This window comes from Vibrio sp. 10N.247.310.24, assembly GCF_041467175.1.
GTDB lineage: Bacteria > Pseudomonadota > Gammaproteobacteria > Enterobacterales > Vibrionaceae > Vibrio > Vibrio tasmaniensis_A.
The window spans coordinates 1-12,419 of the sequence record NZ_JBFSUD010000108.1 but is presented as its reverse complement, the minus strand read 5'-3'; the positions used below and the strand labels follow the sequence as shown (position 1 = coordinate 12,419).

The window sequence follows — 12,419 nt, the reverse complement described above, 5'->3', positions numbered from 1 at the left end:
AAGAGAAGCTGCTTAATAAGCAAGCAAATGATGACAACTACCTTGAAAAACACCGGAAGGGTGCCCCAAAAATATGCTGGGAGTGCTTGGCGACTTTCTATTGACCGTTGATGAAATAGATATAGTAGTGTTAAGTGCTCGTAGCCATGAGAGAACATTCGTTTCATTGCGTTCTGAGTGCCCCCAAAATGATGTGGCGAAGGTGATAAAGAGAGCTTTGAATGATACAGGTGCTGGGTTTGGTGGAGGACACTCACATATGGCTGGTGGTGTCGTTAATCAAGTCTTTAATCACTTTAATGAACAAAGTTTCGTTTATGATCTAATTCGTCCTCAGTTGATTGTCGGTTGATTTTAAGCGAGTGTTTGTTGAAACTAATTGATGGTTTTTATCTGGTTCACATTCAAAGGGTGGATGCCGAATTTTTGACTGGTCATACTTCGACAAACGTTGGTTTGATGTCACTCGAAGATCTACTCTTCATTTTCAATAAACAATTGCTATTTTTTCTGATTAACCTCTAAAAATCGTTCTACACTATATTTATAACTGTTTGATTTTTATACGAGGTATCAATGAGTCGTAAACCCATAGTGTTAGTCGTAGATGACACCCCAAGCAATTTGGATGTGTTGACTGCAATACTTAAAGATACCTATCAAGTCAAAGTAGCAATTAACGGTACCATTGGCATCAAGATAGCCAAGATGGTGCCTCAGCCAGACCTCATTCTCCTCGATATCATGATGCCTGATATTGACGGTTATGAAATTTGCAGACAGCTCAAAGAACAGCCCAACACCGCGCATATCCCCATTATCTTCGTTACTGCCAAAATTGGACCTGAAGCCGAAGTAAAAGGGCTCTCCTTGGGGGCTGTAGATTACCTAACCAAACCGATAACCCCTGCTATTGCACTCCAGCGTGTGAAAACGCATATCGCACTTTATGACCAACAACGCGCGTTGTTTAGTCAGGTAAAAGAGAAAACTCAAGAGATCAATCTCGGTAAGCTAGAAACACTGAACATACTGGGTAGAGCTGCTGAATTTAAAGACAATGAAACAGGCATGCACGTTAAGCGTATGAGTCACTACTGTGAAGTGCTAGCTAAAGCCTTGGGAATGACTGACGAAGATGCCGAGACGTTGCGTGATGCAGCACCAATGCATGATATTGGCAAGATTGGCATTCCCGATAGTGTGCTGCTAAAGCCTGGTAAGTTGGATGCCGGTGAGTGGAATACCATGCAGAAACACGTCGAGTACGGTGTTGAAATTCTTGGTAGGCAGAGTGATTCCAAACTGATGCGTATGGCGATTCAGGTGGCGCAATATCATCATGAGAAATGGGATGGCAGCGGTTACCCAAACCAGATCGCGGGTGAAGAAATTCCTTTGGTAGGAAGAATCGCTGCGGTGGCTGATGTGTTTGATGCCCTGACAGCAGAGCGTCCTTATAAGAAGGCTTGGAGTGTCGATGAGGCACTGAGCTTGTTTGAAGAACAGAAAGGCAAACATTTTGATCCAACTATCGTTGATCTGTTCTTTCTTAAGTTGCCCGAGATTCTTGCGATTAAAGAGAAGTTTAGCGATGAGTGATGGCTTGATGTTGTCACTAAATCGTTTTGTATTATCTCTTATCATTGGCTTATTTGTGTGGTCACTAGTCATTCGCAGTGCAAACGCCGGCGAAGTGAGCGATGCAACGTTAAATCAGTGGTTAGAAAACCAACCAACGATTACCTTTGTTACCCTTACCGACCATTACCCATACTCATTTATCGATGAAGAAGGAAAGGTCTCAGGGATCATCAAAGATTGGACATTAGATCTTGAACAGCGTTTTGGTGTTCATGTTCGGTTTGTCACAGTTAACTCGCGTGTCGAGGCTAAAGCCGCGTTAGTCGACGGGCGAGGCGACGTTTTCCCATTCCAACAGTTCGACCCAAGTGAAGGTGGACGTTTTCTTGCAAGTGATCCCTATATTCCTTATCAGGTGGCTGTGATAGTCCCTATCGACAACAAACTCGATGGAAACCTAGATCAAAATAATAAACGCCGCATAGCTATGGTTAATGAAAACATAGACTTGGAGCGTGCAGGAGTGAGGTTGAGCTCTATCGAAAGAGTCGATTTTGAGAATGTTATTGATGCGGTGCGTGCGTTAGGGTCTGGTGATGTCGAAGGCATGGTCGGTGAACCTATCACCACTATGGATCTTGCGAAAAAGATTGGCGTTCATGATCTAGCGGTCAACTATGTTTTGGAGCATTGGAAAAAGTTAGAAGCGTCGATGGTGATTCGAAATGACGAACCAGAGCTACTGACGCTAATCAACAAACAAATTGAAACTTTTGACGTTGCAAATAAGAACCAGATTTTATCAAAGTGGCTAGATACTTCTCCCTATCGAGTTCCACTAAAAGGCGTATTTGGCTTTGGTAATCCTCCGTATATGTATCCAGACAGCACCGCGGTCGGGCTAGAACACGACATTATTCAACGTGCTCTTAATGATATGGGGTATAAGCTGGGTGACGTTGTCACTCTCCCTCCTAGTGCCGCTAGAAAGGCCATCGACAACAATAATTCTATTGCCTTTGTTTCTGGCGTTCAGTTTGATGATCCTAATGCTCATTTCCTAAGTGATAAAGTTCTTAATGTTGAGTTTGTTCCTGTTTCACTGACTCGCCGCAAGCTCAAACTTGAATCTCAGAACGACCTATCACTAGGGGCGTTATTGTTCGACGAGACCTCACCAATTAAAAATTCTGTTGAAGTACTGAAGGGTAAGTTAGACATTGGTCGTGTCGAAGATTACGAAGGTCTTGAATCGGCATTCTCACAATTGAGGGCTCAAAATGTTGACCTGTTAATGGTTGAACGAAGAGTGCTGGAGTGGTTTATCACCAATACTCGTTTTATTGAAATGGCAGAGCTAACGTTACATGACGAGTATAAAGTTGAGTATCCGATCTATGTTGACTTTAAGAGTGAGGAAATCAGAGACAGCTTTAATGCCGCGATTAACAACCTTAAACAGGCCGATGACGGTTTAAGCCAAATTATTGAGATGCAGGTTCAGAATGATCTAAGCCAAGTGCTTAAAAAGGCGAATATCATAGCGCAAATATCCGCGTATTTTATCGTCAATGACCGCTTTGAAGAGTTAACCGAAGTTTTTGAAATTTTCGATACGGACAGTTCATTTCAGGTGATCACTGCACAGGCGGATAATAGTAATCGTCCAATCAAATCTTGGTACATCGGTAACCTAGTTGATGAATATGGAGAGAAGAAAAACACCTCTCACTTTTCATCAGTCACCAAGGTCGCAAATTATCGAACCAAAGGAGGGAGCACCAATTCTGGTTCGATGACTTTCTACTTTGATGTTCAGTCGTTAGAGCGGAACCATGTTTATTTTCCATCAGTCGAACAATTTAGTTCATTCGGAGATGCGGCGAAACGCTATATTGCGGATGTTTATCAAGCGAGTAATTTGACTGGAGAGATCTTAAATCTAAGCCAAAAAGAGAGGAAGTGGATCAAAGACAATCCGGATGTTCGGATAGGTATCGATCCAAATTCGTTGCCTTATGAGGCGGTATCCAATACCGGTGAATACATCGGTATGATTGACGATTACCTAACGCTCATTGAGCAGAAAACAGGGTTAAGTATCAACCATGTAGACGTTGCAAGTTGGTCTGAGACCCGAAGCTTGGTTGATCATCATGAAGTAGAACTGGTCTCCGCAGCACAAGAGAACCGTTCGTTAGGAGACAACGTCAAAGCAGTCAAGAGCCTGTTTTCAAGCCGTTTAGCTATTGCATCGAGACGAGACATAAGTAGCTTGGTGCTTGAGGAAGCTGAAGGATGGAAAATCGGTATCTTGAAGAACGCAGCAAATACCGATGCGATTGTCGGGAAATACCCGAATATTGAATGGGTGAAAGTAGAATCCACTGAAGATGGGCTTAACCGACTGGATGATGAAACCCTAGATGGCATGATCGATACTGTCGAAGTCCTAAACTATCTCATTGATTCATATGGTCATCGTGAGGTCGGAATTATCGGACGACTTGATTTTTTCCGTTCTCCAACTTTACACGTCATTAAGTCTGAACCTTTGCTCTATTCCATTGTGAATAAGGCAATTGAGAGCATTTCTGCTGAAGAACGTCAAAAGATCTCAGCAAAATGGGCGGCGCCTAAAGCGATAGAAAGAGTTGACTATCAATTGGTTTACACCATTTCGGTTTTTTCTCTGGTGATCCTTCTTCTTATTATTTTTTGGAATCGTAAATTAACTAAGCAGATCATTATTGCTAAGGAAGCGACCGAAGCTCTAGAAAAGGCGCAGAACCAACTCTACAACATGCTAAATAGCTCTCCAATCGCCGCTAGTGTTGTGTTAGAAGAGAAGGTTCGCTATGCCAACGATACTGCGAAACGCCTGTTTGGGGTTGAAGATCTGGATCTTGATTCTATCGATGCGGCTGCTATTCATGATTCCTTAGCCGTTCGGGACGATGTACATAAGGAGCTTAATCTCAATGGAAAGGTGGTAAACAGAGAGTTGGTGCTAAGAAAGTCTGACGGAACCCGTTTCGTCGCGCTCGTCAGCTATTATTTGTTTGAGCTAGATGGCGAGATAGCAACACTATTTTGGGCATTCGATATTTCAGAAATGAAACGCCTAAACGAACAACTTGAAGAAGAGAAACAGAGAGCCGATCTGGCTAGCCAAGCTAAATCGGAATTCTTAGCCAATATGAGTCACGAAATTAGAACGCCAATGAACGCAATAATTGGTTTGTCTTATCTGGCCATTGGCGAAATATCTAATCCTGTTGCTCGAAACTATATTGAGAAAGTGCACCGTTCGGGGCATTCACTGTTAAGCATCATTAATGACATCCTCGACTTCTCTAAGATAGAGGCGGGACAGCTTGTCATTGATAGCATCCCATTTGATCCCGTGACGACATTCCAAGATGTCATTGAGTTGATGGAACCTAAAGCGAATGAGAAGCAACTTAACTTGTCTATGTCGATAGATCCAGAGTTAAACACTCCGTTGATTGGTGACCCATTAAGGCTGTTCCAAGTAATACTTAACCTTGTTGGTAATGCGATTAAGTTTACGGAAACTGGTAGTGTCTCGTTAACTGTAGCCCTTGTTGAATCAGATGATAACAGTCTGACTATGAAGGTGATGGTGGCCGATACTGGCATAGGAGTTTCTGATGAGAATCTACACAAGCTCTTTGAAGCATTTAGCCAAGCAGATAGTACAACTACGCGCCGATTTGGTGGCACTGGGTTAGGACTCAATATTAGCCAGAAATTGGTTCGTGCAATGGGTGGCCAAATTAGTGTTGAGAGTGTTTTCGGGCAAGGCAGCGAGTTTTCGTTTGTTCTAACATTGCCAAGATCAAGTGTTGAAGAATTGGCAGAGTTTAAAGCCCAAGAGCTGCAACTGGATTACCAGATAGAGTTCAAAGGTCAAAGGGTATTGCTCGTTGAAGATAATGAGTTAAATCAAGATTTAGCTTTGGCATTCTTCACCCGATCTAATTTGAATGCCGACTTGGCAGAGAATGGAAAAGAGGCTCTGGAATTGGCTCAAAGCAATGAATATGAGATGATCTTTATGGACCTGCAAATGCCGATTATGGATGGTTTCGAAGCTACACGTTTGATTCGTGAGTTTGATAAAGATGTACCAATTATTGCGATGTCGGCTAATGTGTTTGCTGATGCGAAACAGCGAGCGCGAGAGGCTGGAGTCACGGACTTCTTGGATAAGCCCATTATCATCGATAAAGCCACCGCTTTGATTACGAAATACATCGTGCCAGAGGTTTTGGTTGAGGGTAAAGCGTCATCAGAGTCGCCTTTAGTTAGGATGCAAAATAGCAGCTCTAACAGTCCGACATTAAGCTCTGATACTCTGATGGTTCTCCCTGTTTTCTCATTGCCAAGGTTCGGTCAGCTGACTCATCATGATGTGAAGCTGCAAGACAAGATGCTTGGTAGATTCTGCCAAGGGGCGCCTGACATTATGTCGGATACCTTCGACAACCTAGTGCAAGATGAATGGGTGACGTTAGAGCGGAACCTACATACGTTAAAAAGCATGGCGGCTTCTATTGGCGGGTTGCAATTGGCTGAACAACTCGGTGGTCTTGAAAGCAAAGCGCATAACAAGGCGTGTGATGAGCAGGATCTTAAACAAGCTGAGCTTGGGTTAATCGAATTGATCAAAACGGTAGAGAGCAGCTTTGATGGCTCTGGTGCTCAAGGTGTTGAAACGGCATGTACTCAAGAAACTGAGGTGAGAAGCGCTGATGCATCGAATTCGCCTAATATCACTCAAGAGCAGCGTGCTAAGTTGTATTCGCTGTTGGATGCTTATGATAACGATGCGACCCAATACGTGACTGAATTACTGGCACAGTATCCACATTCAGCAGTTCTTAAAGATGTCCAAAGTGCGTTAGATAATTACGACTTTGAACGAGCCAAAGAGGTTCTGAGTGCTTCTGAGTAGCTGTCTTTTGAACATCACTCCAACATTAAAGCCTTTAGCTCTTGCTGCGAAATAACGAACTAGCTAAAGGCTTTACTTCTTTCTGTGTCTCGGATTAATTACTGACGTGTTGTTTGATTAGATCGATAAGGGTGTTGTATCTGTGCGGCAGTTTTCGATTTCTTTTCTGAACCAAATACAGTGTTTCTTCAACCTTCACTTTAGGTGGCACAACATGCAACTTCTCTTTGTCTGGAAAGTTTTCGACAGCCCCTGCGGGTAACACGGTGAACCCAAGCCCTTTTGATACGGGTAATAGAATTTGGTGGAGTTGATTAATGTAGCCAGACTTCGGGATCTCATTGATGTTGATGTTCGCTAAATCTTTATCTCCGCATAGGTCAAAATACAAAGACAGGTAATGAGCAGAGTCTGGATGGGCTATGAGGCCGATATTGTGCAGAGCTTCAGGGGTAATCTCTAAGTCAGCAAGACTATGATGGACGATTAAGCACAGCGCCTCATTACCAATAACTTGGCTCTGATAATAGCTGTCATTGGGTGAATGTCTGACGATTCCAATATCGGTGGTGCCTTGGATTAGGTCGTTCAATATCTTTTTGTTCGGTGCCGCTTCTAGGTTGATGCTCAGGTCTTGATGTTGCTGCTGCAGTTCAAGAAGCTTGGGATACAGACGCAAAGAGAGTGAACCCGAACAGGATAGATGACATTGCCCAGAATAAGGATTGTCGAAACTCAGAGATTCGAATAAATCTTCTTGGTCTTTTTCCAGTTTAAGAGCGTAGCGATACATAATCCGACCTTGTTCGGTCAGTTCGAAACTCTTATTTTCTCTCGATAACAAGTCACAGTTACAAGCTTGCTCAAGCTTTTTGATGTGTTGGCTAACGCCAGGCTGTGTCATATACAGCTTTTCTGCAGTTTGGGTGAAATGACCAACTTCAACCAGAGTCTTAAATGTATTGAGCCAAAGTGGATTAATCATACTCACCTTTAAATGCTAAAGCCTATAAATAACAGAAAATTATTATTATCTTAAGTAATGATAATTTCAACTCTAGCGTCTTAAGTAACGCTAATCAAAGTCATATGGTGGTAACTATTGATATTGGCCTATTGGCCGCTTTGTAGAGTTGCTATGAGTAACAAAGTGTTGCGACTTTGTTGATTATTTGGTCTATTGACCAACTGTGCTCATATTTAGGAACGAAGATGAATAGAAATGTTTGGCTGCTCTCACTGTGTCAGGCCTTGCTGATGACGGGTAACATATTACTGATCTCGGTGATTGGCTTGATCGGCAAGCAGATTGCGCCCAGTGTCAGCATGATTACCTTGCCGGTTGCGCTGCAATTTTTGGGTTTAATGGCAGCCACTATTCCTGCGTCTTTAATTTCAGGTAAGTTAGGACGAAAACGAGGGTTCAGTATCGGTAATGTGGTTGGCATTACAGGGGCGAGCCTTGCAACTTACGCTTTATCTCAGCAACATTTCTATCTGTTTTGTTTCGCCACGTTCTTACTTGGGATAGGCATAGGTTTTGGCACGCTTTATCGCTTTGCTGCAATCGAGGTGTGTGATGAAAATGCCCGTCATCGAGCGATATCTATATCGATGGCTGGTGGAGTATTGGCGGCGGTACTTGGGCCTAACTTAGCGATTATGTCTCAACAGTGGTCAGCAGATGGCTTGTATATTGGTGCTTTTGCTTCGCTGATCGGCCTAAACATCTTAGCTTTAGCCTTGTTACAAACAATTCAGTTTCCTAAGGTCTCTTTTAATAGTCAGGCTCCCAAAGCCGATCCTTTAAGTGTGATCGTTAAAGCGCCGAACTTTATTGGCGCTGTGTTTGCGGCCATGGTTGCTTACGCCGTGATGAATATTTTGATGACTGCAACGCCATTGGCGATGATTGGTTGCGGATTCGATTTTACTAAAGCTGCTGGTGTGATTGAGTGGCACGTATTGGGTATGTTTGTGCCTGCATTCTTTACGGGTTCCCTCATCGAGAAGTTCGGTTCAAGAATGATGATCCTTGCAGGTGGCGTGTTATTTGTGGTGAGTATTGCCATCAATATCCATGGCGTATCAATTTGGCACTTTAGAGCGGCTTTGGTTGTGCTTGGTGTGGGTTGGAACTTTATGTTCATCGCTGCAACAGGCTTATTCAGCCAGTCGTATCAAGCTCAAAATAAAGCCAAGGCACAAGCGTTCAATGAATTTGTTGTGTTTGGTTGTGTAACTGTCACGGCGCTACTGTCTGGTTGGTTGGAGTCAACAGTAGGTTGGCAAAACCTTAACGTTTACGTTTTACCATTCGTTTTGGCCGTAATTTTGTTGTTTGCATTCAGTGCGCGTAAATCACGCATTCAAAAGCAGCCCGTGTAATGGTTCCGAATGGTGATTCAGCAAGTTTTTTACTGTGACTAAACCCCTAGTATCTTAAATTGCGACCAATAAAAAGCCCTACCGAATCGGTAGGGCTTTCGCTTATGGCTTAAATAATGACGTTTTCTTAAAACTGCTGTCGTGGTTTATATCCTGTGACAACAGTACTTAAGCTTATTTTGTAAATCCTCATGATAGAGCCTGCTATGATTTACAGGTCGACTAAAATTGTCTTAGTCGTAATCCCGCCTTGGTCATCGATTATCTTCAGTGTCACCTTGTGCTTACCGTATGAAGGGAAGATTGAAGTGAATGTACGACCTCGTTTCACCTTACCGTTTGGAAGTGTCCACTCGGTATCAACAATACGACCATCACTGTCTGAACTTGTTGACCACATGGTTACCCAGCGACCCAAGTGAATGTACTTCGCGCTTGCTTCTGGAAGAGCGTTTGGAGATTCAACACTCACTACGGAGCTGAACGAATCGGTATTGCCTTTGTCGTCGACAACAGTCAAGTTCACCGTGTATTCACCTGCTTGCTCGTAAGACCAAGTTGGTGTCACTTCGTTACTTGTTGTTCCGTTGCCCAAGTCCCATAGATAACTAGTGATCTCACCGTCTTGGTCTGAGCTAAAGTTACGTGCTGAAACGTTCAGGCCAGTCACATTAAGCTCGAAGTTCGCAGTAGGAGCGACGTTGTGTTGGCTTACTTTAGATAAGCGAACCACACCGTATTCGTTGTTGTCACTCTGATTCACAATATCGACCGCTAAACCAAACTCCGTCAGGGTACGTCCTGAGTCTGGTGCTTGAGGCGATGTGTAATCTTGGTCATCCGAGAAGCTAGCATTGCCAACTAAACTGGTATCTTCGAGCACATCATTGTCGCTGTTTACAAGACGCATTGGAGTATGATCTTTGAGTGAAAACGCCGCATCACGAACTTGGTAACGAGTTTGAGCGACTTCACCGGATTTTTCCCAAGTCATTGCATTCTGGTCGGCATCGACCACGCCTAACCAACCTTCACCTGGGTGTTTGCCTACCCAGTTATCAGTCAGAGATTCGTCTACGTACCAAATAATCAAACCCGGATCGAATGAGATCAGTTGGCCCATGCGTTTGATGTTGGCTAGACCCTCATCAACGTCCATGTGGCTGCGCCATTGCAACAGGTAGTAGTGTTGCGCTTGGTGGAACCCATTACTCAGCTTGTAACCATTTAGGGCGAAGGTGGAGTTGCTCTCACCATCGTCTATTAAGGTTACTTCACCATCAACGACCACACTGAGGTTATCCAAATAGAAACCTTCCATCGCCAAGCCACCATCGGTGATGTATTCAAACGAAAGCTCTACTTCTTGGCCTGCCCATTGTGAAACGTCGAACTCAGCATCAATCCAACCGCCAGATTCGCCGCCAATAGCAGGAACGAGGCCAGTATTGTACGGGTCATCCATTGAGGTGATGTTGCCGGCAATGGCTTGTCCATTCACGAGTACGCGTGCAAAGTCGTAGTCTTTCTCAATTTCATACCAAGTTTTGAATGAAAGCAGTGCAGAATCGCCGGCTGGAATCACCAACTTGCGTGTCATGCTGTTTTTCAGGTCATCGCCTTTTTGAGAGTGGAACGAATACTCACCAGCAAACGGTTTTAAACCTTCGATCTGTTTTTCTGGAAGATCCACTTTAATCATGTTCGGACGGTTGTTATCCGTTGTTTGGAACAACGTATAAACCTGTGGGTTGTCTTCTAGGTCATCAATCGAGATTTGATCATCGTTAATCCAACGACCACCAATCGACTTCTGTAGGAAGTGTTTTGCCCAAGAGCTGAATGCCGTTGGCTGTGTGCCACCAATTTGACCAGCCCAACTGCCCGAAGACATGATTGACCAGTAAGAGACAGGTTCACCCTTGCCTGTATATTGCGTGTCGTACTCGTCTGGCAAGCCTATATCATGGCCATACTCGTGAGCACATACACCAGCTGCGGCATCAATCGGTTGAATCGTGTAATCAAATGCTGCGTATTGGCCACCAAAGCGGTCTGGAAGCGAGCTAGAGGTGCCTTTAAGTACATGAGTGCGACCAAGGTTGAATCGGTGAGACCAAATCGCATCAGGGCCTAATACGCCACCACCGGCTTCTTCACCAACAGATGCGTGGAACACCATTAGATGATCAATCACACCATCGGGTTCACGGAAGTTTCCGTCACCGTCGTAATCGTAACGATCTTCAATATCGTAATCGGCTAGATTGATACTCGGATCTTGAGCCAATTGATTCAGTGCTTCGCGAACCAGTTCTTGCGCGTTGAGATCGTTGTCGGTAGTAGGGGAGTTACCCCCATAGAATGACGCAGGTTTAGAGGCGCGATACCAACCTGCAGCTTGGCCCGCAACGCTGTAACTATCACCAGATTCACTTTGGTAATACTGACGCATCGAGATTAGGTTTTCGCCGTTTGGCCCAGTGTAGCCAGAGTTTGAAAATAACAACTCTTGATAATGTTCTGGGTTGTAGCTCTCGTAGAGCATTTGTGTGTGCTCTTCGGTCAGTTTGTTGTTATCCCAGTTCAAATCAGGGAAATCGACTAACAGAGCGAGTACTTTATCGGTACGCTTGGTGCCGACTTCTAACGCAAAGACGCTCGCCTTTTTAACACCAGATCCTTTTTCTATGGCTTTAAGTATTTTCGCTCGTTGCTCAAGTGCTTTTTTACCGAATTGAGCGTCACCTTTAAAACCGGAATTGATTTTATTCTTCAAGTAGCGGTCAAGTGCGTCGTGCTTTGCCACATCGGTTGCATCTTGGTCGACTAAGCCCTGTCTAACTAGCATTTCAATGAGTTTGTCTTCATTAACAACGCCTAAATCAATAGGTGTTTTTGCATAACTACTGACGCTAAATAGAGTAAGCATTGCTGAAGCCAACAATGTTTTTCTCATCATTTTCATTATATTTTCCTTTTATATTTCCATGTCGATATCAGTATCAACTTGCCTTATTCGGATCTGTTGTCCGAGTTTGGCCTAATACACTCTTGTGGTGTCTTATTTAACTGACGTGTGTTTGTTGTATTTTTTTTACTTTCTATCTCCTTTGTATTGGTTGTCTCTTTTCTACTTTTTGAATCAAACGGAGTGCTCTTCGCTTTTTTAGCGTTGAGATAGATACGTAAAGCTTCTTGATTTTCCTCATAGGTTAAGCCAGAACAGATAACACCTCGTTTAATCAATGACTTAAGCAATAGTTCATCGTTCTCAATAGTGGAAGCCTGTGACAGTGATGACAAAGTTAGAACCATTAAAGTCATTGCTTTTATGGGTGTTTTTGTAAGAATGTTAGTTGTGCGAGCCTCGGTTGTAAGAGGCGCTGTTATAAGGAGCATATTAAAAAGAGCCCCCTCTGGCAGGATAGTTGTCACTGTTAAAATTTAACCAGTTTGGGCGATA

At 43.6% G+C, this 12,419-nt stretch carries 6 protein-coding genes and 1 pseudogene; 4 read left to right on the top strand and 3 right to left on the bottom strand.

Annotated elements, in window-relative coordinates; genetic code table 11:
• Positions 1 to 52: 52 nt before the first annotated feature.
• The 3 genes and pseudogenes from AB6E08_RS21185 to AB6E08_RS21175 all read left to right on the top strand — a co-directional run.
• Positions 53 to 352 (top strand): annotated as a pseudogene (locus AB6E08_RS21185) (DHHA1 domain-containing protein); the annotation flags it as partial.
• Between the two features lie 224 nt (positions 353 to 576).
• A complete protein-coding gene (locus tag AB6E08_RS21180; RefSeq protein WP_012600921.1) occupies positions 577 to 1,602 on the top strand; it encodes an HD-GYP domain-containing protein in 1,026 nt (341 codons plus the stop codon).
• Positions 1,595 to 6,565, top strand: coding sequence for an ATP-binding protein (locus tag AB6E08_RS21175; RefSeq protein ID WP_372066216.1), 4,971 nt, complete (start codon positions 1,595 to 1,597; stop codon positions 6,563 to 6,565). Before AB6E08_RS21180 ends, AB6E08_RS21175 begins: the two co-directional genes overlap by 8 nt.
• A gap of 94 nt (positions 6,566 to 6,659) precedes the next feature.
• Here AB6E08_RS21175 and AB6E08_RS21170 read toward each other — a convergent pair whose 3' ends face one another.
• Positions 6,660 to 7,550, bottom strand: coding sequence for a LysR family transcriptional regulator (locus tag AB6E08_RS21170; protein WP_009844857.1), 891 nt, complete (start codon positions 7,548 to 7,550; stop codon positions 6,660 to 6,662).
• Between the two features lie 227 nt (positions 7,551 to 7,777).
• On the opposite strand from AB6E08_RS21170, the gene AB6E08_RS21165 reads away from it, so the two are divergent.
• Positions 7,778 to 8,953 (top strand): MFS transporter, encoded by a 1,176-nt coding sequence (locus AB6E08_RS21165; protein ID WP_065111335.1) that lies wholly within the window; start codon positions 7,778 to 7,780, stop codon positions 8,951 to 8,953.
• Positions 8,954 to 9,164: 211 nt separating this feature from the next.
• Here AB6E08_RS21165 and AB6E08_RS21160 read toward each other — a convergent pair whose 3' ends face one another.
• Positions 9,165 to 11,921 carry an immune inhibitor A domain-containing protein gene (locus tag AB6E08_RS21160; RefSeq protein WP_372066221.1) on the bottom strand — a complete coding sequence of 919 codons (2,757 nt, stop codon included), beginning with the start codon at positions 11,919 to 11,921 and terminating at the stop codon, positions 9,165 to 9,167.
• Positions 11,922 to 11,968: 47 nt separating this feature from the next.
• Positions 11,969 to 12,280 carry a hypothetical protein gene (locus AB6E08_RS21155; RefSeq protein ID WP_029223725.1) on the bottom strand — a complete coding sequence of 104 codons (312 nt, stop codon included), beginning with the start codon at positions 12,278 to 12,280 and terminating at the stop codon, positions 11,969 to 11,971.
• Positions 12,281 to 12,419: the final 139 nt, after the last annotated feature.

Bases quoted from the DNA above. Each gene is read 5' to 3' on its own strand.
- AB6E08_RS21180 (WP_012600921.1), top strand. From the start codon at position 577: ATGAGTCGTAAACCCATAGTGTTAGTCGTAGATGACACCCCAAGCAAT.
- AB6E08_RS21175 (WP_372066216.1), top strand. From the start codon at position 1,595: ATGAGTGATGGCTTGATGTTGTCACTAAATCGTTTTGTATTATCTCTT.
- AB6E08_RS21170 (WP_009844857.1), bottom strand. From the start codon at position 7,550: ATGATTAATCCACTTTGGCTCAATACATTTAAGACTCTGGTTGAAGTT.
- AB6E08_RS21165 (WP_065111335.1), top strand. From the start codon at position 7,778: ATGAATAGAAATGTTTGGCTGCTCTCACTGTGTCAGGCCTTGCTGATG.
- AB6E08_RS21160 (WP_372066221.1), bottom strand. From the start codon at position 11,921: ATGAAAATGATGAGAAAAACATTGTTGGCTTCAGCAATGCTTACTCTA.
- AB6E08_RS21155 (WP_029223725.1), bottom strand. From the start codon at position 12,280: ATGACTTTAATGGTTCTAACTTTGTCATCACTGTCACAGGCTTCCACT.